The sequence below is a fragment of the Streptomyces sp. NBC_01450 genome (genome assembly GCF_036227505.1).
Lineage (GTDB): Bacteria > Actinomycetota > Actinomycetes > Streptomycetales > Streptomycetaceae > Streptomyces.
Window position 1 is genome coordinate 10,375,856 of the sequence record NZ_CP109480.1, and the last position, 24,868, is coordinate 10,400,723.

Below are 24,868 nucleotides of genomic sequence, written 5' to 3' on the forward strand. Positions count from 1 at the left end.
GATGCCCTCCTATTCCTTCGTCCTCAACGGGAAGCCGGTCACCGTCGAGGCCCCCGCCGACATGCCGCTCCTGTGGGTACTGCGCGACATGCTGCACGTCACCGGCCCCAAGTACGGCTGCGGCGTGGGCGTTTGCCGTGCCTGCACCAGCCACCTCGACGGGGCGGAGATCCAGCCCTGCGTCGTCCCGGTCGCCGATTGCGCGGACCGCGGGGTCACCACCATCGAGGGCCTGGCCGACGGCGACACCTTGCACCCCGTACAACAGGCGTGGCTCGACTGCGATGTCGCTCAGTGCGGCTTCTGCCAGCCGGGCCAGATCATGGCCGCCGTGGCCCTGCTCAAGAAGACGCCCCAGCCCACGGACGACGACATCGACCGTATCGAGAACGTCTGCCGCTGCGGCACGTACTCCCGGATCCGCGAAGCGATCAAGAAAGCCTCCGCCCACGGTTGACCGGCCGCGGGTGCCCCTACGGCTGAGGCACGCGGTCGCGTTCGGTCCGGTTCCGGGTGAGGTCAGGCGTCCGCGATCGTCGCGGTGACGGGCGTGCCGATCTCGACCGTGCGGCTGACCGTGCAGAGCCGGTCGTGGGAGGTCTTGACCGCCCGGGGGAGGATCGTGCGGGCGCGGTCGCCGAGGTCGCCGTCCGGGAAGGCGACGGAGAAGGTGACCACGAGGTCGGTCATCCGGTTTCCCGACTCGTCACCGATCTTGTTGCCGGTCACGCTGACGGTGAACCCGGTGGGCTCCGCGTGGCGTGCGGTGGCGACATCGACGTCGGCAGCGGTGCAGCCCCCGATCGCGGCGAGCAACAGCTCGACCGGGGTGAAGTCGGCGCCGCCGTCGGGATCGGAGCTGGTGCCGAAACTGATCGTGCCGCCGCGCGGGTTCGTCGCGGTGAAGTGGCCGGTGCGGGTCCGCTCGATGGCGACGGAGCGCCGGGTGTTGTCGGTCATGCCTACGACACTAACGCGCAGGTTGCGACACCCGGTCCAGCCGACTGCGTAACGCGAAGAAACGGCCCCGGGCGGCCCAGGTCTGCACGGCCTCGGCTTACGGGGTGCTTCGCAGGGGGCGCAGTACCGCGGAGCCGGCCCGCAGGATCGCGGATACGGGTGATCCCACCCATCGGGTCAGTTCGCGCGGCAGGGCGGGGTCGAGTTCGATGGTCACCCGGACGTATCGGGTGTGCAGCTGAGTGACCTTGACGGCACGGGGTGCGGCGGCTTCCGGTCCGCGCTGCAATGCGGCTCGGTAGGTGTCCTTGCGCTGGTTCACGCCTTGTCCTGACGTTTGATGAGTTCGTCTGCGAGGTCCATGTACGCCGAGCCCTTCACCTCGACCGGGCTGCCGAACGACTGGGCGTACAGATCGAGCCGCGGGATATGGGTGGACAACACGTCGAAGCCCCGCTCGATGAGAGCTTCGCGGGCGTCGGCGTCGGGACCGGTGCGCGTGGCCTCGGGCCGATTCGTGCGGTTCAGCAGGACGGCGGCGCGGGCCGGCTGGGCCCGCAACGACTGTACGTCGCTCATCTCGCTGCCGATGGGCGCCATGCGATCCAGCTCGATGGGAGCTGGGGTCAGCGGCACGATCCACTCGCTCGCGTACCTCATGATGCTCCGGGCGATGTGGGCGTGGTCCTCCAGCTGCGGGGCGTCGAACACCACGGCCTGTCGACTGCCGAGGAAGTCGTTCACGCGCCGGTGCACATCGCCCACCGGGAAGGCGATCACAGGAAACGGGAAGCCTCCTGCCAGTTCGCTCCAACGCAGAGCGGAGGAGGCGGGGTCACTGTCCACCAGCAGGGGTGAGAGGCCCGACTCGTGCAGTGCGTGGGCCAGCCATACTGCGCTGGTCGTCTTTCCCACTCCGGGTTTCAGATTCACAAAGGCATAGCTCAGCGACACAAGACGCAACGCTAGTGGCCACGAGCGGCCGGCCGACGTCGGCGCGGCACGCGAACTCCTTATTCACCCTGCGGCGCCATGAATCATTCGGAGGGGCTAACGCGGGAACGTGCGGGTCCCGGCCGCCCCGGGCGGCGCGAGGAGCCGCTCGACTCCACAAGTCCTCGGTACTGAGCGGCGAGTCAGTCGGCGAGTGCGGAGGCCAGTTCCTCGGCCGCTTGTACGAGTTCCTTGTCAGGTTCGCCGAGCAGGCCCTGGATGGTCCCGCGGTGCGCGCGTACGGCTCGGCGGGCTTCGCGTTCCCACTCCACGTAGTTCTCGCGGCGATTGAGCAGCTTGGGGTAGGCGATGGCCGTAATCTCCCACTGCCGGGCGTCGGCGATGTTCTTCAGCAGCTGAAGGATTTGCACACGGCAGGGGACTTGAGGGAGCTGGGCGAGTTCGCACAGGAAGGGGACCGTGGCCGCGGTGGCCTGGTCCACGACGAAGCCGTACTGGCAGATGCGTTGTCGGAGACGCACGAGCGCGGCGACCGCGGTGGCCTCGTCACCGGAGGTGATCGTGGCGAGCAGGAGGGGGATGCCCATGGCGGACCCCGTGGAATCCTGGAGCTCGCGCCAGGGGACGTGTCTCAGGTTCTTCAGGATTGTCTCCATGTCCGCTCCCACGAGAGGCGTTGCGTGATGCCGTGCGCCGGAACGCCCTGCCGATGCAGCGCGTGTCATGTCGGCCCCTGTCAGGGCGGTGATGTCGGCCGGGAAGGAGGAGTCGGCAGCATGGCCCAGACGGTCTTGCCCGCACGGGAGCGAGTCCAGCCCCAGTGCTCCGACAGTTCTTCGACGATGCGCAGGCCGCGTCCGTGGACTTCCAGCGGGGCGTCCGCGCGGGGGTAGACGGGCGGGCCGTCGTACTGATCGGTGACGGCGCACACGAGATGGGCGCGTCGAAGAGTCAGATTCAGCCGCACGTCGCTGTGCCCGTCGGGGGAGTTCGGTGCCGCGTGCAGCACCGCGTTGGTGGCCAGTTCGTTGACGACGAGGACGGCGTCGTCACTGCGCTGGTCGAATGCCCAGTGGTCAAGGGTGCGGCGGGTGAAGGCGCGTGCTTGGGCGAGTCCCTGGCGAGTGTCGGTGATGCACAGGCTGGCGGTTCTGGGTGAGGTGCGCGCGGGCTCGCTCGTCCCGGGCTGCCCCTGACCCGAGATGGAGGAGCGCGTTCCCTCCAGGAGCGAACCGGCCTGAGCGGTTCGGCCCGACGACGGTGCAGCCTTGCCGCTTGCGAAGCCTGGTGCTTGGCGTGCAGGTAACGACACGACATCTCCCTGATGCGACGTCAGGCCCGGTGCGCCAACGGTGCGGTTGACGCCCCAGCTATTATCCATCCCGACAGCGCCCGTCGTGCAATTTCACGGGAAATTGCACGGATGGTGGCTGGGTCAGGGCCGTACGGGTTCGGTCCGACCCGGTGGGCGGCCGACCTGTACACCGTGGTGGAACGTGAGCAAGGAGAGTGCGGTGCCGTCAGTGCGAAACGGAATGCGGGCCAGTTCACTGGACGTCCGCTGGGTGAAGAGCCGGCACAGTAACGCCGAGGGCAACTGCGTCGAGGTGGCATCCCTGGCCGAGGGGGGTGTGGCGCTGCGTAACTCGCGCGACCCCGACGGGCCCGCTCTCATCTACACATCGGCTGAAATGGCCGCTTTCCTGGCCGGGGCGAAGGAGGGGGAGTTCGATCATCTGGTGTGAAGTGGAATCGAACGATTCCACTTCTGCCGGCGCGTGCGACAGAAGACCGCGGGATGCGAGGATGGACTCCGTCGTCTGCCGTTCTACAGGGAGTCAGGATGTCCGTCGAGTCACCTCGTGTCTCCCGCCTCGAACCGTATCTGAAGCGGACCGAGCCCGCTCCGACCCTGCTGAAGATGCTGGTCGGTGTCCAGCTTGCGGGCATCCGCGAAGACGCCGGCCTCGCGCAGGAACAGGCAGCTCGGGCCATCGGGTTCAGCCCGGCGAAGCTGTCGCGCATCGAGGCCGGAAAGGGCCGTCGGCCGCCCACGGAAGGGGACGTCCGCGCGCTGCTGGAGCTCTACGAAACCGGCGACCACGAGGCGTCGGTTCTGCTCCAGCTGCTGCAGCGGGCCGGTGAGCCGGGGTGGTGGCAGCGCTACGACAAGCGGTTGATGCCCGAGTGGTTCGATCGGCTGGTGGGGCTGCAGGAGGCCGCTGCCGCCATCCGCACCTTCGAGATCCAGTACGTCCCCGGTCTGCTGCAGACTCCGGCCTACACCAGAGCGGTTGTGGAACGCGGCCTGCCGACGGCTCCGGCCGGTGAGGTGCAGCGTCGTGTCGATTTGCGCATGCGCCGACGTGAGCTGCTGCATCGCGAGGACGGCCCTCAACTGTGGGCGATCATCGACGAGTCGGTCCTGTTGCGCGTGCTGGGCAGCCGTGAGGTGATGCGTGAGCAGCTCGAGTACCTCCTGGAGATGGCTCAGCGTCCCCAAGTGACGTTGCAGATTGTGCCCTTGGACGTGACCAACGCGTCCGCGCCCGCCATCCCGATCACCTACTTGCGCTTCGGCGGCCTCGATCTCCCCGACATCGTCTACCTGGAGCACATCAGGAGCGCCAACTTCCTGGAGGACCGGGACGAGACCGAGGAGTACCGACTGGCTCTGGACCGCCTGGGAGACGAAGCCCTCACCCCGCGCGAGTCGCTGACGCTGTTGCAGGAGACGACCGCAGGGCGCTATTCCGCCTCTTGACCGCCTCCGGCTCCACCGTCCGAAGCCCGGTGGAGCCGAAGTGACGTGCCTCTCGAGAGTGGCCGTCCCGCTGCATCAGCGCAAAGGGACAACCCTCACCGGTCTCATCGGATGCGGCCGACGCCGCCGAACTCGACCCATTCCTGGGTGAGCTGACGGGGCGCGACCTCGCTGTCGGGCCGCCAGGTGGATACCTCAACCAGGCCAGGCTCCAGGATGTCGAGGTCCTCGAACCACTCCGCTACGTCCTTCTCCTGACGGACCCTGCCCCAATGCCCCTGGGTCGCCTGATCCATGAAATCGCTGACGAACTCCCGGACCTTCGCGTCCTCGCTGACCAGCTGGCACATCACCATGCAGCTGCCGGGCACGAGCTGTTCAGCCACCCGGCGGGCCACGGCGGGCGGACCGTCGCTCTCCCCGTCCGGAATGCAGTGGAAGACCGAGTTGAACAGCACGGCCACCGGCTGTGAGAAGTCGATCAGGCGCTGGGTGTCCGGGTGGGAGAAGATCTTCTCCGTGTCGCGCAGGTCCGCATGTATCACCGTGGTGCGGTCGTTCTGGTCCAGCAGAGCCCTGCCGTGCACCAGCACCATCGGATCGTTGTCGACGTACACCACGCGCGAGGAGGGATCGACGCGTTGCGCGACCTGGTGGACGTTGTCCTGGGTGGGCAGACCGGACCCGTGGTCGAGGAACTGCCTGATTCCGTACTCGGCCGCCAACGCCCCGACGACCCGCTGCAGGAAGCGCCGGTTGTTCAGCGCCAAGGCGCGTGTGCTGGGTACGACCTTGTCCAGCTCGGCGCAGGCTGCCCGATCGGCCGCGTAGTTGTCCTTGCCGCCCAGATAGTGGTCGTACATGCGAGCGGCCGTGGGTACGGTGGCGTCGATCTTCGTGGACAACTGATTTCCAGCCTGCATCGTTCCCCCAGCTCCAAGCGGCTTCTAGTGGCTTGGCTTGACAGACAATACATCCTAGGCAATGGGCAATTGGGGATACCAGTCTGTTGACCAAGGATCTCCGGGACAGCATCCGCGGGACCCGCCGGCCCGGTGCGTCTCCAGTCATCGCCGTGGCACCGTGCGGCTGCGGGGCCCGGTGAGGAAACATGGGACCGCAAGTGATGAAAAACCGAGGTGGAGGTGCGGGTACATGCAGCACGAACGAGCGGGCACTCCGGCCGGTCCCGAGGACCTCGTCGACGTGGCCCGGTTGGTCACAGCGTATTACGCGCTGCACCCCGACCCGGCGGAACCCGGCCAGCGCGTGGCCTTCGGTACGTCCGGACATCGCGGGTCGTCACTGGCGACCGCGTTCAACGAGGACCACATCGCCGCGACGAGTCAGGCCATCTGCGAGTACCGCGAGGGCCAGGGCATCGACGGTCCCCTCTTCCTGGGCGCCGACACCCATGCGCTGTCGGAGCCCGCGAAGGTCACCGCGCTGGAGGTATTCGCGGCCAACGATGTGTCGGTGTTCCTCGACAGCGCGGACGGCTACACGCCCACTCCGGCTGTCTCGCACGCCATTCTCGCCCACAACCGCGGACGGTCCTCGGGCCTCGCGGACGGGGTCGTGGTCACTCCCTCCCACAATCCGCCCGCCGACGGAGGCTTCAAGTACAACCCGCCGAACGGCGGCCCGGCGGGCTCCGAGGCGACCTCGTGGATCCAGGACCGGGCCAACGAACTCATCGAGGGCGGCCTCAAGGGCGTACGGCGCATTCCTTACACGAGGGCGCTGGCCGCCCCCGGCACCGGCCGCTACGACTTCCTTGGCACCTACGTGGCCGATCTGCCGCACGTGCTGGACCTGGACGCGATCCGCGCGGCCGGTGTGCAGATCGGCGCGGATCCCCTGGGCGGGGCATCGGTCGCCTATTGGGGGCGCATCGCCGAAGAGCACGCGCTCGACCTGACCGTGGTCAACCCGCTCACCGACCCCACCTGGCGATTCATGACGCTGGACTGGGACGGCAAGATCCGTATGGACTGTTCGTCGCCCTACGCCATGGCCTCGCTCATCGAGCGGCGCGACCGCTTCCGCATCGCCACGGGCAACGACGCCGACGCGGACCGCCACGGGATCGTCACACCGGACGCCGGGCTCATGAACCCCAACCACTACCTCAGCGCCGCCATCTCCTACCTGTACTCCCACCGGGAACAGTGGCCCGCGGACACGGGGATCGGCAAGACGCTGGTGTCGTCCGGGATGATCGACAGGGTCGCCGCCGACCTGGGCCGTCAACTGGTCGAAGTCCCCGTGGGGTTCAAGTGGTTCGTGGATGGTCTGGTCAGCGGCTCACTCGGGTTCGGCGGGGAGGAGTCGGCCGGCGCGTCCTTCCTGCGCCGCGACGGTTCGGTGTGGACCACCGACAAGGACGGCATCATCCTGGCCCTGCTCGCCTCCGAGATCACGGCGGTGACCGGGAAGACCCCCTCCGAGCACTACACCGCGCTGACCGGGCGTTTCGGTGCCCCCGCGTACGAGCGCATCGACGCCCCGGCTTCCCGTGAGGAGAAGGCCCTCCTCGCGAAGCTCTCGCCCGCGCAGGTCAGCACGGACACCCTTGCCGGAGAAGCGGTCACCGCGGTGCTCACCCATGCTCCGGGCAATGGCGCGCCGATCGGCGGCATCAAGGTGACCACCGCCAACGCCTGGTTTGCGGCCCGTCCGTCGGGTACCGAGGACGTGTACAAGATCTACGCTGAGTCGTTCCTCGGAGCCGATCATCTGCGCCAGGTACAGGAGGAGGCGAAGTCCGTGGTCTCGGCGGCATTGAGCGGCTGACACCGCACGTGTGACCTGACTGGATCCGGACAAGGGCTGTTCATCTGAACAGCCCTTGTCCGTGGCGTGATTCGCCTCTTTGCCGGTGAGGCCGCGAGCTGTGGTCCCGCCCGGCGAGGTTGCTGGGTCAGGTGACGTCAGCGCAGGCCGAAGGCCCGGGTGATCGTCTGCGAGACGGTGTCGTCGTCACTGTCCCGGGCGGTGACCCGGAGGCTGACGAAGCAGGCCGTTCTCGGCGCGCGCAGGGCTGTTCGCCATCCGGCGCCGTTGTGGCGCAGGTCCGGCCGCTGCCAGGCCGCCCCGTCGTCGTACGAAACCTCGAGGGAGACCTTCCCGATGGCAGCCGTCGTGCCCTCCATGGGGGAGGCGGTCACCGTCAGGTCGGCGTGCCGGTCAGCCCGACCCGCCGCGTCGGCGTCTACCCCGTAGTCGAGCTGGATCAGAGGCAGGGGCGTGGCCTCGTCCGTGGCGGCGGAGGCGAAGTTCCACTCGGTCAGCGTGTGCGTCGAGTACGGGTTGGCCCAGGTGCCACGGCTGTTGTCGACCACCAGGCGGTAGGGCAGCCGTTCCGGCGCGAGGCCGGCGACCAGCAGCTTCTCGGCGTTGCTCCAGTCGAGTTCCTGATCGCCCTGGTAGAGCGTCTCCCGGTCATCGACGTCGAAGTTGGCGTAGGCGTCGCCGACATGGCCCGCGCCGGAGTCGCCCCAGCCGGGCGCCGGGACCAGCATCGTGTCCAGGTAGCGTCCTGGCTGGTTGCCGCCGGCCGCACTCATCCGGGGGCGCTGGATCGGCCCGAACCAGCTGACCTTGCTGGTCGTCCCGGCCGGGTAGTGCAGGACGTCCATCGACAACTGACCGGTCTCGCCGTAGATACCGGCCGCGTCCAGCCAGTCGGAGTCCCCTGCGACCCAGTCCGTCCGATGCCCTTGGGTGGGCGCGGGGAGCGGTACCCAGACGTCGTCCCAGTCCGCGGACATGGTCTTGAGGAACTCGTACGCCTGGCCCTCCCGCCGGTAGTTGCGGAACGAGACGTCCACGCGTGCCAGGTCGCTCGGCTTCACCGTCCAGGTCGGATCCGCCGGGACACCGCCCGCCCAGTGGTGCACCAGGTCGTAGACGTAGTCGGTGGTGGGGTGCGAGGTGACCGTCAGCTCGATTCTGCTCCGCTGGAGCGCGTCGATCAGGGGACCGCCCTGGTCGGCGTCGAGCGTTGCCACCGTCAGCGCGGGCGGGTGCAGGGTGCTCCCGGTGATGTTGTCCCAGGGGCTCAGCCGGCCGTCTCCGTCGTTGACGACCAGGAGCACCCGTGCGCCCGCTGCCGCGGCGGCTGCCGCCTGCTCCTTGATCCCCACGGAGTCGCTTCGCCGTACCACCGCGATCTTGCCGTGGACGTCGTGCCGGGCGAGGTCTTCGGCCGTCCCTTCACCGGCGAAGACCGCCGTCAGCTTCCGCGTGCCGGCCGGCAACGGCGTTGCCGCGCGCTCGACCGGCAGGTCCTTGTAGGTCTTCGTCTTCGTGCCCAGGGTCAGGGCCGGCTGCTCAAGGCGGAAGCGGGCACCGAACGCGAACCCGGCTGCCTTCCCGGCGGTCGGGAGCGCCCAGACGCTGTCGTACGCCTCGAGACCGTAGTCCCTGTCACCGGGAAGCATCGTGCAGGTGGAGGTCGAACTGTCGGAGAACTCCTGGCGGACGTCCAGCGCATGCCGTTGCTCGCGAGCGTGAGGAAGGCGCCCATGTCCTCGGCCGACTCGGGGTGCGCCTCGTACACGGTGACGTCGAAACCTGCCTTGTGCAGGGCCAAGGCCGTCGCCGTACCGGCGATACCGCCTCCGATGACAAGAATCTCCGTCATGTCGTATCCCCTGGTACCCGTTCGGTTCACGCGCGTTGCACCTGTGCAGTGTCGAACGCGTGGGGAACTGGGGTGAGTTCCAGGGCAGTCCCTCGAACTCCTCGACGGGGAACGGGCGTTCATGGCGGGAAGCGGGCGTGAGGTGGGACCGGCGGTGTACCGCACCGTGGGGATCAGCCGGGGCCGATGTCCTGGCTCCCGTTTGGGTCGGCTGCCACGGCGCGGTGGACGCTCTCGCGGAGCAGGGCCCGACGCTGCTCGTGCACTTCGGGGGGCTCCTCGGCGGTTGCCGCGTAGACGTTGCTGACCGGCGACCAGGCCATGGACATGGCGATGACCATGGCCATCACGTCGAACGGGTCTCCCGGGCGCACCAGGCCGGCGGCCTGGGCTTCGATGATGGCCCGCAGCTTGCGGTCGTCGAGGCGGTCGGGGTCGTCCACCAAGTGCCCGGTCGGACGGCGCTCCAGACGTGCCCAGGTGGCCAGCCGGATCAGGTCCGGGCGGCGGAGGTACTCGTCGTAGAGGCGTACGGCCCAGTCCGCAAGGTCGGTGGCGTCGATCGGCACGACGTTCACGATGCGCTCCAGTGAGCCGAAGAAGATGGCGTCGAAGAGCCCTTCCTTGTTTCCGAAGTAGGCGTAGAGCTGGGCCTTGTTCGTGCGTGCGGCGGCCACGATCCGCTCAATACGCGCTCCGGCGATCCCGTGCTCGGCGAACTCGCGGGTCGCCACATCGAGGATTCGCTGGTACGTCGCCGCTCCGCGTGAGCTCAGGGGCCGGTCTGTCATGTCCGTAGGCTACCAAACAGAACAGTTGGTTTGCCTGGCGGGGCGAGTGTGTCTATCTTGAGATAGACCGAACAGTCTGTTTAAGGAGATGTACCGTGCGGACAACAACCGGCTGGCAGGCGGACGGCCCGACGGCGACGCTGCGACGGACACCGATAGAGCGGCGCGACCTGCGCGCGGACGACCTCGCGATCCGGGTGGACTACTGCGGTGTCTGCCACACCGATCTGCACGCCGTCCGCGGCCACGACGCTGAAGGGGGTCACCTGGTGCCGGGGCACGAGTTCACGGGCGTGGTGGCCGAGACAGGGTCTGCCGTCACAGGCTTCTCCGTCGGTGACCCCGTGGCGGTCGGCAACATCGTCGATTCGTGCGGGGAGTGTTCCATGTGCCGGGCCGGCCAGGAGAACTTCTGCCATGCCTTCCCGACCCTGACTTACGGAGGTGTCGACCGGCGCGACGGATCCACCACCTTGGGAGGCTACTCCCGTGAGTACGTCGTCCGCGAACGGTTCGCCTACCGGCTTCCCACCGGTCTGGATCCCGCCGCTGCCGCGCCTCTGCTCTGCGCCGGGATCACCGTCTGGGAACCCCTGCACACCCTGGGCGTGGGGCCTGGCAGTCGCGTCGCCGTGGCGGGACTGGGGGGTCTGGGACATCTCGCGGTCAAGATCGCCGTGGCGCTCGGCGCCGACACCTCGGTCATCAGCCGCTCACCCGACAAGGCCGAGGACGCTCGTCGGCTCGGCGCCCACGGTCTCATTGTCTCCACGGACCCGGAACAGATGGCCGACGCCCGTGACCGGTTCGACGTCGTCATCGACACCATCTCCGCCCCGCATGACCTGGGCCCCTATCTCCGCCTGGTGGCCATGGACGGGACGCTCAGCCACCTCGGGCACCTCGGACCCGTCACGGTGGAGACCATCGACCTGCTCGTGGGACGCAAGAAGCTCAGCTCCGCGGGCAGCGGCGGCAGGCCCGCGACCGTCGCCATGCTGGATTTCTGCGCCGAGCACGGCATCACCGCGGACATCGAGCTCCTCCCCTCGGCGCGCGTGAACGAGGCCCTCGACCGCCTCGGACGCAACGACGTCCGCTACCGCTTCGTACTCGACATGTCCGACCTGGACTGAGCCGTCACGCCGCGGGCACCTCGTTCGCGGCCGACATCACCGGAGTCGTGGAGCCCGGGAGCGTCGCCATGATCAATCGCGCGGTGTTCTCGGTCCGGCGCCGGCGCAAGGACCTGCCACCCGTATGCGCCGGCACCGATCACGCGGTGCGACGGCGGGGGTGTGCAGGGTGAAGGCTCTCCTCTCCGCAGCGGCCGTTTCGGTCCTCCATGTCGGGACCGTGCCGACCGTGTCGTGCGGTCCGGGTGTGTAGTCCGGCGGTCGTGGGGGACCATGGAAGGCGACGCGCCTGTGGAGACAGGCAGGCCGCGCTCCAGGTCGGCGGATGGCCCCGCGTGCCGCCGGCCGCGGAAGGAGTGCCTGTGATGAGCGAAGCCGAATGGCATCCGTCCAGCATCGACTGGGCTCGCACCCACCGGGACCGTGAGCCGTTGCAGCCGAGCGGGCTGATGGACCTTCTCGGCGTCGCGGCGACACTGCTGGACGCGGACGGACGGATCGTCCTGTGGAGTCCCCAGGCAGAGGAACTGTACGGGTACACCGCGGAGGAGGCGCTCGGACAGTACGCCGCACTGCTCCTGGTGCGTGAAGAGGACTGGGACTGGGTGATCAAGAAGTTCGCCGAGGTCATGGAGACCGGCCAGAGCTGGGGCGGCACGTTTCCCATCCGGTGCAAGGACGGGAGCATACGGCTCGTGGAACTGCGCAACACACGGCTGCTGGACGACCGCGGCGACTTCTACGCCCTCGGGCTCGGCACCGACTCACCCACACTTCGCGAGGTGGAGCGGGATGTCGCCCTGTCCACCCGACTGGTCTCCCAGTCCCCGTTCGGGCTGGCGATCCTTGACACCGACCTCAGGTACCTGGCCGTCAACCCGGCGCTGGAGCGGATGCACGGCGTCCCCGCGAAAGAGCACCTCGGCCACCATTACCGCGAGATCATGAGCGCCGACAAGTTCGACGGGATCGAGGCCGCGATGAGGCGGGTCCTCGAGACCGGGGTGCCCCTGCTCGACGAGTCCACCGTCGTCGGCTTCACCCCGGCAGACCCGGAACGACGGCACGCGTGGTCGATCTCGGTCTACCGGCTGGACGACACCCAGGGCCGTGTTCTCGGGGTGGCCGAACTGGTGGTGGACGTCAGCGAGCGGTACAGGTCGGCCATGGAGGCCACCGAGACCCGGCGGCGTCTGGCCCTGATCGCCGACGGTTCCGCTCGCATCGGCACCACTCTGGAGGTCGAGGAGACAGCCCGGGAGCTGGCCGAAGTGACCGTTCCCGAGTTCGCCGACATGGTCGCCGTCGACGTGCTCGACTCCGTCCTCGACGAGCACTGCCCTGCCTCCGACAACGGCCCCGCTCTCTTCCGGGCCCTCGCGGTGAAGGCCGCCTACCCCACCGAAGCCGTCCGGGCCGCCGATCCGCCCGGGAACATCACCTCCTATGCAGCCGATCGCGTGGCCACCCGATGTGTGCGCACCGGCCGCCCCATCCTGATCCCCCACGCCGATGGCGACGACCTGACGCGTATCGCCGGCGACGACCGCGCCGCCGCGCTGCTGGCCCGGGCCGGGGTGCACTCCTACATGGCCGTCCCGCTGACCGCACGCGGCACCGTCCTGGGCTTCCTTGGTCTCTCCCGTGCTCGGGATCCGCGGCCCTTCGACGAGGACGACCTCTCCATCGCCACCGAGCTGGCATTCCGCGCCGCGGTGTGCATCGACAACGCCCGCACGCACCAGAGCGTGCGCACCGCCGCCGAGACCCTGCAGCGCAGCCTGCTCCCCGACCACCCGTCGAGCCTTCCCGGCCTGCAGGTCGCCTCCCGCTACGTCCCGGCACAGGCCGCGTATGAGATCGGCGGCGACTGGTACGACGTCCTCCCGCTCGGCGGCGACAAGACCGCCCTGGTCGTGGGCGACGTCATGGGCAGCGGCATCGACGCCGCCGCGGCCATGGGTCGCCTGCGCACCGCCACGGCCGCCTTCGCCAGTCTCGATCTGGAGCCCGCCCGGGTTCTGGAGCAGCTCGACTCGATCACCTCCGGGCTGGAGCAGTACATCGCCACGTGCCTCTACGCCGCCTACGATCCCCACCGCGGGGAGTGCCTCATCGCCAACGCCGGCCACCTGCCTCCTGTCCTCCTGCGCTGCGGCGAGCGCCCCCGGCTGCTCGACCTGCCGGCCGGTATCCCGCTGGGAGTCGGCGGTGTCCCGTTCGAGGCGACCGCCGTCGAATTCGGCCCGGGAGACGGGCTGGTCCTGTACACGGACGGTCTGGTCGAAACCCGCCATCACCCCATCGACGAACGCCTCGCGGTCCTTGTCCACGCCCTCGACGTCGCCGAATGCCCGTTGGAGGAAACGTGCGACCGGCTGCTTGAGGGCCTGCGCCATCCGCACGACCGCGACGACGTCGCTCTGCTGATAGCCCGCGCGGTACGTGAGCGGTGACGACATGCGGGGCCTGCCCGGCCGGGGGAGGCCGCGGTCGGAGTCGTGCGGCTGTTACTCGCCCCAGATCTTCCGGTACGCGTCCCGATAGCCCGACGGGTCCCAGGCCGTGGCCCCGTGGCTGTTGTCGGCCGTGGTGATGTGGACGGGAGCCACGTATCCGCTGGCGGGCCGGCCTGAGAAGGCGCGATTGAACTCGTCGACGATCTGCCAGCCCTGCAGGGACAGCGGCTCGGGGACGGTGGCGGCCTGGTAATGCCTGCTGTTGATGCGCTGGAAGGCGGAGGGGTCGCCGTCGCCGGCGCCGATGTTGAAGGGGGGCCCGGACCCTTTCCGGCCCGCGGCACGGAAGGCGGGGGCCGCGTCGGCGAAGTACAGATCGTTGATGGCGACGGAGTGGGTCCATGTGCTCCCGAAGCGGGACAGCAGGGAGGAGATCTCCCGGGGAGTGCGGCTGCTCGCGTCCGAGATGGGGATGTTCTCGTACGACAGGAGCTTCACGCCCGAGCAGGTGGCGAGATCCTTCCGGATCAGCTCGGACTTGTTCCTGGCGAAGGGGATCGAGGCGTCGGTGATGAGCACGACCCCGGCGTGGCCGTCGGAGTGCGAAATGATCCACTGGGCGCTGATGCCGGCCACGTCCTCGACCCGGGTGGTGACGTTGGTGAAGAGTTCGGGCCTTCGGCTGGGTCCGGGGGCGGCGACCGCGTGCCAGCCGATGAGCGGGATGCCTGCCTTGTCGGCCTGCGCGAGCTGCAGCGACGTCGAGTTGGGGTCGAAGCCGCCGATGACGATGCCCGAGGGTTTGAGGGCCAAGGCCGTGCTCATCGCCGCCTGGACGCCGGCGGGCGTGCCTTCGCCGTCGATCACCCTGACGTTCCAGCCGATGACCCGTGCGGCTTCCCGCAGACCGTTCGCGGCGCCCGCGACGCCGGGATTGGTCATGGTCTGGGCGACGTAGACGATGGTCTTGCCGGAGACGGCCGTGGGGCCGCTGGTCGGCCCGCTCCAGGGGACGTCGGTCCTTTCCGCCTCTCTGATGGCGGCCTGGGCACGGGCCCGGACCGCGGGGCAGCCGTTCGGGCGCGTGGGGGAGTCCCCCGGGCCGCTCGACGAACCGCGTTCGCAGCCCGCGAGGACCGTTGTCGCGGCGAGCAGGGTGGTGACGACGGACCACGCCTTCATGACGCCGGGAGTGGCTCTGCGGTTGCCGTGCACGGGAGCTCCTCGCGGAGGAATGGGCGGGACGATGCGGCCGAGGGCACCCGGTGACACCCGTGGCGCGGGTCATGGAGCGGTCCCCGCCGCACCGCCGTCCCCCGTCGGCGAGGACGGCGGCGGGGGCGCCGCGGCGGGCGAGTCGCGGGCCACCACGGCGCCGGTGCGCAGGCGGCGGGCGGAGTAGCCGGACAGACCGACTGCCACGAGCAGGGTGGCACCGTAGAACAGCGGAATCGTCCAGAAGCCGGCGCCCATCTGACCGATGCCGGTGAGGCCGACGGCGAGGACGGCGACGGCGACGACGGTGCCCATGGCGTTGGGGCGGCCGGGTTTGAGCGCGGTGGAGCCGAGGAGGGCGGCGGCGAAGGCGGGCAGCAGGTAGTCGAGGCCGACGCTGGGATTGCCGATCTGCTGCTGGGCCGCGAGCAGCACACCGGCGAGGCCGACGATCAGTCCCGATGCGGTGAACGCGTGGACGGAGTATCTGCGCGTCGGGATACCGATGAGGTCGGCGGCGCGCGGGTTGGAACCGATGACGTACAGGCACCGGCCGAACGGCAGCCGTTCCAGCACGAGCCAGAGCGCGACGGCGAGCCCGAGCACGTAGAAGGCGGGGAGGGGAAGACCGAGGAACGTGGAGTCGTAGAGGTCGGTGAAGGCGGTCGGCAGGCCCTGGGGGCCGGGGACGATCCGAGCACCGTCGGTGATCCAGCCGGTCACGGCGTACAGCATGCTGCCGGTTCCGAGCGTGGCGATGAAGGAGTCGATGCGGCCGAACTCGACGATGACACCGTTGAGGACGCCCACGACCGCCCCACCGAGGATCACCGCGAGGCAGGCGAGCGGCCAGGGCCACCCGTCGTTGACGACGAGTCGCATCACCATGACGTGGGCCAGACCGAGGCCGTAGCCGAGGGAGAGGTCGAAGTTGCCCGTCACGATGGGGACCGTGGCGGCGAGTGCCAGCACGGCCGGGATCGACTGGGTGGACAGGATCGCGTCGACGGTGTCCAGCGTGGGGAAGATGCGTGGCAGGGCGAGGGAGAAGACCAGGAAGAGCAAGCCGGTGAGGGCCAGGAGACCGTACCTGCCGATGAGGTGCCCGCCCGGTCCGCGCGGTCGCGGTGGCCTGCCCGGTCGGCCGAAGCGGCGCAGCGGCCCGGGTCGTTGCGGCCGGGGTGGGGGAGCGGAGGGAGAGTCCGTCATGCGGTGGTCGCGGTTCCGGAGACCGGCATGGCCGACGCCGCCCGGGTGAGCCCGGCGACGGTGAGGGCCGGACCGCTCAGCTCGGCCGTCACGGACCCGCGGACGAAGACCAGGGCGCGTCGGCACACGCCCGCGACCTCCTCGAAATCGGTGGAGATGAGCAGGACGGCGAGGCCGGCGGCCAGCCTGTCGTCGAGCAGGCGGTAGATCGCGGCCTTGGCGCCGATGTCCACGCTCGCGGTGGGCTCCTCGAGGATCAGCAGGCGCGGGCCGACCGGGAGCCACCGGCCGATCACGACCTTCTGCTGGTTTCCGCCGGACAGGGTGGCGATGGGAGCCTCGCTGTCGCGGGGCTGCACCGAGAGCCGTTCGATCAGACCGGCGGCCTCCGCGCGTTCGCGGCGGGGGCTGATCCAGCTCAGCGCCGACAGGCCGCCTGCACGGGGGTTGGCCAGGAGGTTCTCCCGTACGGTCAGCTCGGCGGCGCAGCCCTCGCGCTGTCTGTCTCCGCTCACGAAGCCCACACCCAGCCGGACGGCAGCTGCGACCGTACGCGGGCTGTACGGCTGACCGCCGAGCAGGACCCGCCCGTCGAGGACGGGCCGGGAACCGGCCAGGGCTCGGCCCAGGTCCATGTGCCCGGCGCCCGAGAGCCCGACCAGGCCCAGGACTTCCCCGGCCCTGAGTTCCAGGCTGACGGGTCCCGCGCCCGCGGTCTGTACGCCGTCGAGGGTCAGGACGGTCCGGGTGTCGGCCGGGATGGTGGCGGGCCGGTGGTCGGACAGTTCTTCGCCGACGATGTCGTGCACCAGACGGGCGGGGCTGCGGCCCGCCAGCGGGCCGTGGCTGACCAGGTGGCCGTCGCGCAGGACGGCGAAGGTGTCGGCGACCTTGTACACCTCGTCGAGCCGGTGGCTGACGTAGAGAATGCCGTGCCCCCGGTCGCGCAGGGCATGGAGCACGCGGAAGAGCCGGGCGCAGTCGGCGGCGGGGAGTCGGGCGGTCGGCTCGTCGAGGACGATGAGCTTCGCGTGTGCCGCCAGGGCTCGGGCGATGGCGACCAGCGAGCGCTCGGCGGGGGCGAGTCGGGCGATCGACGCGTCGGGGTCGAGATGTCCGGCGACGATCCTCAGGGCGTCGGCGCAGCGCTCCCGGGTCCGCCGCCAGGAAACCAGGCCGGCGCGTCGGGGATACCCGGTGCCCAGGGCGATGTTCTCGGCGACCGTCATCCACTCCACGAGGCCGAGGTCCTGGTGGATGAAGGACATGCTGTGGGCGGCGGCATGGCTCCCGAGCGGGTGCCCGTCCACCGTGATCCGCCCCGTGTCGGCGTGGTGGACGCCGGCGAGGATCTTGATGAGCGTGGACTTTCCGGCGCCGTTGGGACCCAGGAGGGCGAGGACGCTGCCGGCGTGGACGTCGAGGTCGACCCCGGCCAGTGCGAGGGTCCCGCCGAACCGCTTGCCGAGCCCGCGGATGCGGACCAGAGGTTCCGCCCCGAAAGGCGGGACGTCCTTCGGGGAAGTGCCGGGAGCGTCATGCACGGACATCTCCGAGGGGTCGTCTGGCTGGTTCTTCCCGACTTTCATCGTCGATACCAATGGGGCGAATCGGAGTATTTCAGATATCTTGCCCGCTTCCGCGACTCCAGCGAGTCAGTGGGCCGCCCAGGCGATCCGCGTGTCCGACGGTCGCCTCGCGCGTGGCCGGTGGTGGAGTCCGCTGGATGACGAGCGGATTCGCGCGCTCGGTCCCTCAGGCGCCGTCGAGCCCGCATTCGGCCCAGATGACCTTGCCCTCGGGCAGGTAGCGCGTACCCCAGCTCTGCGCCAGCTGCGCGACGAGGAACAGGCCACGGCCGCCCTCGTCGGTGCTGGCCGCCCGGCGCAGGTGCGGAGCGGTGTTGCTGGTGTCGGAGACCTCGCAGATCAGGGTGCGGCCGTGGAGCAGGCGTACCCGGATGGGCCCGGCGCCGTGGCGGATGGCGTTGGTCACCAGCTCGCTGAGCATCAGTTCGGCGGCGAACGCGGTCTCGTCGAGTCCCCAGTCGGCCAGTTGCCGGAGGGCGGCGGCGCGGACTTCACTGACCCGGGCCGGGTCGGCGGGCAGGTCCCAGGTGGCGATCCGGTGGGGGTCCAGGGCGTGGGTGCGGGCGACGAGCAGGGCGATGTCGTCACCGGGGTGGGCGGGCGCGACGGTGTCCAGGACCGTCTGACAGGTCTGCTCCGGTGTGTGCTCCGGGTGGGCCAGGGCACCGCGCAGCTTGTCGAGGACCATGTCCACGTCGCGGTGCCGGTCCTCGATGAGCCCGTCCGTGTAAAGGAGCAGCCGGCTGCCCTCGGGGAGGTGGATCTCGGCGGCTTCGAACGGCAGGCCCCCCAGGCCGAGGGGCGGTCCGGCGGGCAGGTCGGGGAACGACACGGTGCCGTCGGGCCACACCAGCGCGGGCGGAGGGTGGCCGGCCCGGGCCATGGTGCACTGCTGTGAGGTCGGGTCGTAGATGGCGTACAGGCAGGTCGCGCCGATGACGCCGGTACCGGCGGCGGGTTCCTCCCGGTCCAGGCGTCCCACGAGGTTGTCGAGGTGGGTGAGGACTTCGTCCGGGGGGAAGTCGAGTTCGGCGAAGCTGCGTGCGGCGGTGCGAAGCTGGCCCATGGTGGCGGCGGAGAGCATGCCGTGGCCGACGACGTCCCCGACGAAGAGGCCGATACGGGTGCCGGAGAGGGGGAAGACGTCGTACCAGTCCCCGCCCACGTCGGATTCGGCGGGCAGGTAGCGATGGGCGACCTCGACGGCGTCCTGATCGGGCAGATCGTGCGGCAGCAGGCTGCGCTGCAGGGTCAGGACCATGGTGCGTTCGCGCGTGTAGCGGCGGGCGTTGTCGATGGACAGGGCGGCCCGGTTGGCGAGTTCCAGGCCCAGCGAGCGGTCGTCGTCCCCGAAGGGGGCGGGGTCCTGCGCACGGTAGAAGCTGGCGATGCCCAGGACCACGCCGCGGGCGGCCAGGGGGACCGCGATGAGGGAGTGGACGTGGGTGAGCAGCCGTTCGGTGTGCTCGGGGTCCTGGGCGAGCCAACCCGCGGCGGCCTTCAGATCCGGTTCCAGTACTGCCTGCCCGCTGGTCAGGCAGCGCATCTGGGGCGTGGTCAGACCGAAGTCGACCTGCTCGCCCACCGGGCTGAAGGGCAGGTCGTCGCGGATGCCGTGGACCACCGTACGGTGCAGGTCACTGCGGGGGTCGGCGGACTCCTCGCCGCGCAGTACGGCCTCCGGCAGGTCGATGGTGACGAAGTCGGCCAGTCGTGGCACCGCCGTCTCGGCGAGTTCCTGGGCGGTGCGGCGCACGTCCAGGGTGGTGCCTATGCGGGCGCTGGCCTCGGACAGCAGTTCCAGGCGGCGGCGCGCGGCCACGGCGTACGTCCCCACGCGCGGTTCCCCCACCATCACGAGCCCTCTGGCCTGGGGCGGGGAGTCCGACTGGTCGTCCACGACGCGACCCCTGCCGACGGTGCCGAACAGGCCGCGCGCGACGTCGGGAAGGCGTCTGGACAGTGCGGTGATGGACAGACGCCCGGGCGTCGCCGCGGCAGGAACGAGCCGGGGCAGCGGGGCGGTGGTGACCATGGCGAGGTCGCCGGGGAAATCCGGCGGCACGTCGACCTGGCTCAGGGCGGCGAGAGGCACGCGCGGTGAGGGGCTGGGGAGAACGGCCTCGATGGCGACACCCTCCACCCCTGAGCCACTCGTCATCGGACGGCTCAGGAGGGTGACCCGCCGACCGTCGAACAGGGACACGTCGACGGCGGCCCGCTGCCCGCTGGAGATCAGCTCGGCGGCCCGCTCCGTGAGGACCACCCGGTCACGGGGGAGCAGCTCAGGGGCCAGTTCGTCCACCCCGATGGTGCGGTGAAAGCCGGCGGAGGCTTCGGCTCTGGTGTCCAGGTACGCCCGCAACAGCGCGCGCTCACGCGCGGAACTCTGCCCCAGCAGCCGCCGCTCGATGGCCCGGGCCGCCTTGCGCAGCGTGATCGCCAGCGCCGGGTCTTCGGCGCTGCTGGGATAGCCGAAGCACAAGACGCCCTCGATACGACCGCTGAGCGGATCGCGGACGGGAAGCGCGCGGCAGGCGCTTCGCTGAGAGCGCTCGGCGAAGTGCTCGGCTCCGTGTACCCGGATGAGTTGCCGCTCCGCCAGTGCGAGACCGATGCCGTTGGTGCCGGCGACCCGTTCGGCGAACACGAATCCGGGGACGCGTTGGAACGCCGGGAGGCTTCTGGCCAGCGACGCCTCTCCGAAGCGGCGCAGGAGGACCGTCCCGTTCGCATCGGCGACGGAGATGTTCATCTTGCTGCCGGCGAACATGGCCTGCAGCTGGTCGAGCACGGGGACGGCCGCGCGGACGATCCGGCCGTCCCGGTCGAAATCGTCCCGGAAGGGAAGGTCGGCCTGGTCCGGCGAGAGGCCGAGGGAGCGACTGCGCCGCCACGAACTCAAGATCGATGTGCGCACGTCCGCGTCGACCGGCTCACCCTGAAGAAACCGCTCACGGGAACGGGCAGGCTCTGTGCCGCCTGTCGCGCGCCCCGGCGGCATCGGTTTCCCGCCGGACAGAACCACGCTTCGCCTCACTGGCGCCTTCGGCAACCAAGTCGAAAATAACCTGGTATCCACGAGAATACGGTTATTGCGCATATCAGTCACGATTTACGGTCCTCGCACGCGCCATGACCGCAGGGGCTCCACCGGACCGCGACCGGGTCGCCGGGCGAGCCCGTGCCGTCCGAGTGATCAGAGGACGGCGGGCAGGTCGCTCCCTGGGCTCGCGCATGACGGAGATGTGCCCGAGCTCTCCCGCGTGGACGGATGCGCTGTCGGCCACGGGGCCGTAGCGATCTTCCGGTCCATCGGCGATTTCGGTGACCCCGAGGTGCCGACGGTGTCGCCACCGGACACCGCTCATGGGCTGCCCCGGTCCGGACCGGGGCCGGCACCCCGCCTCGCCACCCGGTCAACACCCGGTGACGGTCGGTTCGCGAAATAGTTTCGGAAACGTGGCGGTGACATGACGGCGTCATGTCCCAATACTGTCTCCATCCGGCTCACGCCTCGTTGAGCGGAATTCTCATCCGTGAGTAACCGGGGCTGTCGGCCTCACACTCCGTCAATCGGTAGTCCACGATACGGACTTCGTGCAGTGAACAAATGTCGATCAGGCGCGGACGGCGCCGGTCGACCACTGGCAGCTGTCGACCCGTGCCGAACCTCGCACCGCCCCTTTCGCAGGATGGCCGCCAACCAAACGTCCAGAGGAATTCCATTGATACAGGCATTGATGCAGAAATTGGCACGGAAGGCTCTCGCGTCAGTGACAGCCATCGGCATCGGCTCGGCGTTCGTCATCGCCTCCGCCGTGGGTGCGTCGGCATATCAGCCGATCCCGTCGAACTTGTACGTGGCGGACAATCCCGCCGCGTGCAACAAGAACCCCTGCGTTCTGTACCCGAAGTCGGCCCAGCTTCCGAGCGGCCGGATCGTGGCGTCGTTCGAGAACGATCAGACCGCTCCGGTGGGTCAGACGATGCCCGTCTACAAGAGTGACGACGCGGGTACGAGCTGGCAGAAGCTGGCTGATGTCAAAGCACCCGCGTACCTGTCGAGCGACGCCAAGTACGCGAAGTACACGAGCAATTGGACGAACCCGTATCTCTACGTGCTCCCGCAGAACGTCGGAAACCTGAGCGCCGGCACGCTGCTTCTCGCGAGTGTGGTCTCGGGGGACGATTACTACTACAAGGAGCAGAAGGCCGCCAATCCCAGCTGGACGCCGACCAGTGACGGCGACCGAAAGGACGTGGCGCTCGCGCTGTACTCCAGCACCGACGACGGTGCGACCTGGAACATCGTCAACATCATCGCCACCGGCGGATGGCAGGGCGGCAGCGCGGGAAGCCCCGGACGCGTCTCGACCGCCAACACCCACGCGCAGATCGACCCGGTGTGGGAGCCGCACCTGGTCGCCCGGAACGGCCAACTCGTCACCTACTACTCGGACGAGAACGACTACCTCGGCTACAACGCCACCACCGGCGTGCCGACCCTCGACCCCGACAACGACACGGCGACGGACTCGGGCGGCCAGGTCCTCGTGCACAGGACCTGGGACGGCAGCGGCACGTCCTGGAGCCAGCCGGTCGTCGACGTCCCCGGTGACACCGTGAACAACAGCGGCAAGACGGAGATCGGTGGCGGACGTCCCGGCATGACGACGATCGCTCCGACCACCGACGGCAAATGGCTGCTCACCTACGAGTACTGGGGCGGCGGAACGAACGTCCGATACAGGACTGCCGACGACCCGCTGAAGTTCTACGCGGCCAGTGACGCCGCGATCACCAGCCTGCCCGTGCCTTCCGGCGGACGCACCCTGGCCACGGGCGGCAGCCCGGTGCTCCTTCCGATGCCGGACGGACGGATCGTCTACAACGCGGCGGGCAGCGGCAGCGTCTGGGTGAACGAGTCCGGTCTCAGCACCGGGGCCTGGAAGGAGTACCAGACACCGATCGCCGCCGGGTACAGCCGCACTCTCCAGTACGTCGCGGGCACGGGACGCGTTCTTGTCCTTCAGGCCTCGTGGAGCGGCGGAAGCGTCGGGCCGGTGCGCTACGCCGAGGTCGACCTCGGCCGGTCCGACGGTGCGTACGACACGCTCGTCAACCGCCTGACCGGTCAGGTTCTCAGCCCCGACACCGGGAAGACGCAGGACGCGAACCTCACCGGAAACGTCCCCGACCTCGTCCTCAAGGCCCGCAGCGCCACGGACGACTCGCAGCGCTGGCATCTCACGGCCAAGGGCGCCAACGTGACCCTGCTCAACAAGACGGGCGGCCGCTCGGTCGCCATCTGGACCGGCACCGCGACGGCCGGTCAGAAGCTGGCCCAGTGGGTCGACGACGGAGCCACCGACAAACAGTGGACCCTCGTCGCGTCGCCGACCAGCGGGTACTACAAGCTCCGCTCGGTCCTCAACACCAGCCTCTACATGACCGGAGCGACCGCGGGCGGCTCCGTCACCGTGGCGGCGTCGACCAGCGACGGCTCGCAGGACTGGCAGCTGGTCCAGGACCCTCTCCCCACGGACTCGACCTTCCCCCTGAAGGGCGCCAACTCCGGCCGCTGCCTCGACGTCCCGAACGGTCAGACCGGCGTCCAGGTCCAGATCTACGACTGCTCGGGCAACGCCTACCAGACCATCACCCAGACCACAGCCGGCGAACTCCGCGTCTCCGGCAACTGCCTCGCCGCGAACGGTGACGGGACCACCGCGGGCACCAAGCTCATCCTCTGGGCCTGCAACGGGAAGACCAGCCAGAAGTGGTGGTTCCGGCTGGACGGATCCGTCGTCAACCGCTCCAACGGTCTGGCCATCGACGTGACCAACTGGGCGACGGCCAACGGGTCGCCCGTGGAACTGTGGACGGCTCTCGGCAACGCCACCCAGAGGTGGAGCCGGGGATAGCCGGTCGGGGCGGGGTGCGTACCCGCACCCCGCCCGAACGGCTGTCAGCGGGATCGGTCCGCGTGCCGGGGAACGGACGTCGACGTCCGCAGCACCAGTTCCGTCGCCAGCTCGATCCGCGGGGACACGGGCGGCCGGCCCTCGGCGAGCTGCATGAGGACCCGAGTCGCCTCGTGCCCCAGTTCCTCGAACGGCTGGCGCACCGCACTCAGGGGCGGACAGGCCATGGCCGCGACCAGAGTGTCGTCGAAGGACATGACGGCCAGATCGTCCGGTACACCGAACCCCTCCTGGCGTGCGGCCTCCAGTACGCCGAGGGCCTGTGCGTCGCTGGCCGCGAAGACGGCCGTGGGCGGCTCGTCGCAGCGCAGGATCTGCAGGCTGGCGGCCAGCGCCTCGTCGTAGTCGAAGTCGGTGGAGCGGACGATCGCGGGATCGTAGACGATTCTCGCTTCCTCCAGGGCGGCCCGATAGCCGTGCAGACGAGCCGCCCCGGCCAGGGAGTGGGACCGGCCCGCGACCATGCCGATCCGGGTGTGCCCGAGCCCGAGGAGGTGCTGCATCGCGTCCCTGGCGCCGTTCCAGTTGGTCACCCCGATGCTCGGGATGTCCAGGGACGGCGCGCTGAGCGGGTCGATCAGCACCACCGGGAGGCGCTGCTCGACGATACGGCGCTGGTCGTCCTCGGCCAGCATCGAGATCACGATGATCAGCCCGGCAGCACCGAGTGCCACGCACTCCTCCAGCCACCGTGAGATGGGCCGCCGACTCGTCGTCCCGGTCACCACGTTGATGCCGAGCTCGCCGGCCGCGTCCACGATGCCGCGGGCGACTTCCAGCGTGTAGGGCCCGGACATGTCCCGGAACACCGCGATGATCTGCCGGGGCCGGGCGGACTCGCGCTCCCACGGGCGGACGTACCCGTTGCGCGCCAGCAGCTCCTCCACGCGGGCCCGGGTCGCCGCACCGACGTCACGGCGCCGGTGCACCACCTTGGACACGGTGCTGAGAGACACCCCCGCCTCGGCGGCGATGCCCGTCAGCAGCCCGTACTGCGCCTCCAGATGAGCCTTGCCCTGAGCTGCCACCCGATGCCCGCCCCATTGCCGACACCGATGCGCCGAACACGCATCGAATCCCTGGTCAGAACCTGCGCCGCAAGCTAACGGGACCGTATGCCCAGGGGCAAGACCGGTGCCGCCGCTCCCGTGCCCGC

20 protein-coding genes and 1 pseudogene are annotated in these 24,868 nt (G+C 69.5%); 7 read left to right on the forward strand and 14 right to left on the reverse strand.

Annotated elements, in window-relative coordinates; translation table 11 throughout:
- Nucleotide 1 precedes the first annotated feature (1 nt).
- Entirely contained in the window at nucleotides 2-457 is a 456-nt protein-coding gene (locus OG568_RS46320; RefSeq protein WP_329535956.1) for a (2Fe-2S)-binding protein, read from the forward strand.
- Between the two features lie 62 nt (nucleotides 458-519).
- On the opposite strand, the gene OG568_RS46325 is transcribed toward OG568_RS46320, so the two are convergent.
- The 5 genes from OG568_RS46325 to OG568_RS46345 all read right to left on the reverse strand — a co-directional run bounded on the left by OG568_RS46325 (nucleotide 520) and on the right by OG568_RS46345 (nucleotide 3,226).
- On the reverse strand, nucleotides 520-960 hold the full coding sequence (locus OG568_RS46325; protein WP_329535957.1) for an OsmC family protein: 441 nt from the start codon (nucleotides 958-960) through the stop codon (nucleotides 520-522).
- Between the two features lie 97 nt (nucleotides 961-1,057).
- Nucleotides 1,058-1,282, reverse strand: coding sequence for a hypothetical protein (locus OG568_RS46330; protein WP_329535958.1), 225 nt, complete (start codon nucleotides 1,280-1,282; stop codon nucleotides 1,058-1,060).
- Nucleotides 1,279-1,914 carry a ParA family protein gene (locus tag OG568_RS46335; RefSeq protein ID WP_323137000.1) on the reverse strand — a complete coding sequence of 212 codons (636 nt, stop codon included), beginning with the start codon at nucleotides 1,912-1,914 and terminating at the stop codon, nucleotides 1,279-1,281. Before OG568_RS46335 ends, OG568_RS46330 begins: the two co-directional genes overlap by 4 nt.
- A gap of 182 nt (nucleotides 1,915-2,096) precedes the next feature.
- Entirely contained in the window at nucleotides 2,097-2,570 is a 474-nt protein-coding gene (locus OG568_RS46340; RefSeq protein WP_266579161.1) for a hypothetical protein, read from the reverse strand.
- A gap of 80 nt (nucleotides 2,571-2,650) precedes the next feature.
- Nucleotides 2,651-3,226 carry an ATP-binding protein gene (locus OG568_RS46345; RefSeq protein WP_329535959.1) on the reverse strand — a complete coding sequence of 192 codons (576 nt, stop codon included), beginning with the start codon at nucleotides 3,224-3,226 and terminating at the stop codon, nucleotides 2,651-2,653.
- Nucleotides 3,227-3,428: 202 nt separating this feature from the next.
- Between OG568_RS46345 and OG568_RS46350 the strand changes: the two genes are divergently transcribed.
- Together OG568_RS46350 and OG568_RS46355 are read left to right on the forward strand one after the other, a co-directional pair.
- On the forward strand, nucleotides 3,429-3,659 hold the full coding sequence (locus tag OG568_RS46350) for a DUF397 domain-containing protein (protein WP_266579157.1): 231 nt from the start codon (nucleotides 3,429-3,431) through the stop codon (nucleotides 3,657-3,659).
- Nucleotides 3,660-3,757: 98 nt separating this feature from the next.
- Nucleotides 3,758-4,678 carry a helix-turn-helix domain-containing protein gene (locus OG568_RS46355; protein ID WP_266418931.1) on the forward strand — a complete coding sequence of 307 codons (921 nt, stop codon included), beginning with the start codon at nucleotides 3,758-3,760 and terminating at the stop codon, nucleotides 4,676-4,678.
- Between the two features lie 104 nt (nucleotides 4,679-4,782).
- Here OG568_RS46355 and OG568_RS46360 read toward each other — a convergent pair whose 3' ends face one another.
- Nucleotides 4,783-5,601 (reverse strand): SAM-dependent methyltransferase, encoded by an 819-nt coding sequence (locus OG568_RS46360; RefSeq protein ID WP_329535960.1) that lies wholly within the window; start codon nucleotides 5,599-5,601, stop codon nucleotides 4,783-4,785.
- A gap of 232 nt (nucleotides 5,602-5,833) precedes the next feature.
- On the opposite strand from OG568_RS46360, the gene pgm reads away from it, so the two are divergent.
- On the forward strand, nucleotides 5,834-7,474 hold the full coding sequence (pgm, locus tag OG568_RS46365) for a phosphoglucomutase (alpha-D-glucose-1,6-bisphosphate-dependent) (protein ID WP_329535961.1): 1,641 nt from the start codon (nucleotides 5,834-5,836) through the stop codon (nucleotides 7,472-7,474).
- 137 nt (nucleotides 7,475-7,611) lie between these two features.
- Here pgm and OG568_RS46370 read toward each other — a convergent pair whose 3' ends face one another.
- The 3 genes and pseudogenes from OG568_RS46370 to OG568_RS46380 all read right to left on the reverse strand — a co-directional run bounded on the left by OG568_RS46370 (nucleotide 7,612) and on the right by OG568_RS46380 (nucleotide 10,117).
- A complete protein-coding gene (locus tag OG568_RS46370; RefSeq protein ID WP_329535962.1) occupies nucleotides 7,612-9,123 on the reverse strand; it encodes a PA domain-containing protein in 1,512 nt (503 codons plus the stop codon).
- 47 nt (nucleotides 9,124-9,170) lie between these two features.
- Nucleotides 9,171-9,326 (reverse strand): annotated as a pseudogene (locus OG568_RS46375) (FAD-dependent oxidoreductase); the annotation flags it as partial.
- Between the two features lie 173 nt (nucleotides 9,327-9,499).
- Nucleotides 9,500-10,117, reverse strand: a complete 618-nt coding sequence (locus OG568_RS46380; RefSeq protein WP_329535963.1) for a TetR family transcriptional regulator — start codon at nucleotides 10,115-10,117, stop codon at nucleotides 9,500-9,502.
- Between the two features lie 95 nt (nucleotides 10,118-10,212).
- Here OG568_RS46380 and OG568_RS46385 point away from each other — a divergent pair, with 95 nt between their 5' ends.
- Both OG568_RS46385 and OG568_RS46390 read left to right on the forward strand, forming a co-directional pair.
- Nucleotides 10,213-11,253, forward strand: coding sequence for an NAD(P)-dependent alcohol dehydrogenase (locus tag OG568_RS46385; RefSeq protein ID WP_329535965.1), 1,041 nt, complete (start codon nucleotides 10,213-10,215; stop codon nucleotides 11,251-11,253).
- A 365-nt stretch (nucleotides 11,254-11,618) separates the two neighbouring features.
- Nucleotides 11,619-13,709, forward strand: a complete 2,091-nt coding sequence (locus OG568_RS46390) for a SpoIIE family protein phosphatase (RefSeq protein ID WP_329535966.1) — start codon at nucleotides 11,619-11,621, stop codon at nucleotides 13,707-13,709.
- Between the two features lie 54 nt (nucleotides 13,710-13,763).
- Here the strand turns inward: OG568_RS46390 and OG568_RS46395 are convergent, their stop codons facing one another.
- The 4 genes from OG568_RS46395 to OG568_RS46410 all read right to left on the reverse strand — a co-directional run bounded on the left by OG568_RS46395 (nucleotide 13,764) and on the right by OG568_RS46410 (nucleotide 20,729).
- The gene (locus OG568_RS46395) at nucleotides 13,764-14,927 is read right to left on the reverse strand and encodes a substrate-binding domain-containing protein (RefSeq protein ID WP_443077830.1); all 1,164 of its coding nucleotides are present in this window, start codon (nucleotides 14,925-14,927) and stop codon (nucleotides 13,764-13,766) included.
- A gap of 69 nt (nucleotides 14,928-14,996) precedes the next feature.
- Nucleotides 14,997-16,136, reverse strand: coding sequence for an ABC transporter permease (locus OG568_RS46400; protein WP_329535967.1), 1,140 nt, complete (start codon nucleotides 16,134-16,136; stop codon nucleotides 14,997-14,999).
- A complete protein-coding gene (locus OG568_RS46405) occupies nucleotides 16,133-17,680 on the reverse strand; it encodes a sugar ABC transporter ATP-binding protein (protein WP_443077910.1) in 1,548 nt (515 codons plus the stop codon). Before OG568_RS46405 ends, OG568_RS46400 begins: the two co-directional genes overlap by 4 nt.
- 211 nt (nucleotides 17,681-17,891) lie before the next feature.
- Entirely contained in the window at nucleotides 17,892-20,729 is a 2,838-nt protein-coding gene (locus tag OG568_RS46410; protein WP_443077911.1) for a SpoIIE family protein phosphatase, read from the reverse strand.
- A 739-nt stretch (nucleotides 20,730-21,468) separates the two neighbouring features.
- On the opposite strand from OG568_RS46410, the gene OG568_RS46415 reads away from it, so the two are divergent.
- Nucleotides 21,469-23,652: an RICIN domain-containing protein gene (locus OG568_RS46415; protein ID WP_329535970.1), complete on the forward strand. Its 2,184-nt coding sequence runs from the start codon at nucleotides 21,469-21,471 to the stop codon at nucleotides 23,650-23,652.
- Nucleotides 23,653-23,696: 44 nt separating this feature from the next.
- On the opposite strand, the gene OG568_RS46420 is transcribed toward OG568_RS46415, so the two are convergent.
- Nucleotides 23,697-24,740, reverse strand: coding sequence for a LacI family DNA-binding transcriptional regulator (locus OG568_RS46420; RefSeq protein WP_266418985.1), 1,044 nt, complete (start codon nucleotides 24,738-24,740; stop codon nucleotides 23,697-23,699).
- Nucleotides 24,741-24,868 lie beyond the last annotated feature (128 nt).

Excerpts from the sequence above, each read along its gene's own strand:
- OG568_RS46390 (WP_329535966.1), top strand. The coding sequence starts at position 11,619 with ATGAGCGAAGCCGAATGGCATCCGTCCAGCATCGACTGGGCTCGCACC.
- OG568_RS46320 (WP_329535956.1), top strand. The coding sequence starts at position 2 with ATGCCCTCCTATTCCTTCGTCCTCAACGGGAAGCCGGTCACCGTCGAG.
- OG568_RS46400 (WP_329535967.1), bottom strand. The coding sequence starts at position 16,136 with ATGACGGACTCTCCCTCCGCTCCCCCACCCCGGCCGCAACGACCCGGG.
- OG568_RS46415 (WP_329535970.1), top strand. The coding sequence starts at position 21,469 with ATGCAGAAATTGGCACGGAAGGCTCTCGCGTCAGTGACAGCCATCGGC.
- OG568_RS46370 (WP_329535962.1), bottom strand. The coding sequence starts at position 9,123 with ATGCTTCCCGGTGACAGGGACTACGGTCTCGAGGCGTACGACAGCGTC.
- OG568_RS46355 (WP_266418931.1), top strand. The coding sequence starts at position 3,758 with ATGTCCGTCGAGTCACCTCGTGTCTCCCGCCTCGAACCGTATCTGAAG.
- OG568_RS46380 (WP_329535963.1), bottom strand. The coding sequence starts at position 10,117 with ATGACAGACCGGCCCCTGAGCTCACGCGGAGCGGCGACGTACCAGCGA.
- OG568_RS46340 (WP_266579161.1), bottom strand. The coding sequence starts at position 2,570 with ATGGAGACAATCCTGAAGAACCTGAGACACGTCCCCTGGCGCGAGCTC.
- OG568_RS46410 (WP_443077911.1), bottom strand. The coding sequence starts at position 20,729 with ATGCCGCCGGGGCGCGCGACAGGCGGCACAGAGCCTGCCCGTTCCCGT.
- OG568_RS46325 (WP_329535957.1), bottom strand. The coding sequence starts at position 960 with ATGACCGACAACACCCGGCGCTCCGTCGCCATCGAGCGGACCCGCACC.
- pgm (WP_329535961.1), top strand. The coding sequence starts at position 5,834 with ATGCAGCACGAACGAGCGGGCACTCCGGCCGGTCCCGAGGACCTCGTC.
- OG568_RS46360 (WP_329535960.1), bottom strand. The coding sequence starts at position 5,601 with ATGCAGGCTGGAAATCAGTTGTCCACGAAGATCGACGCCACCGTACCC.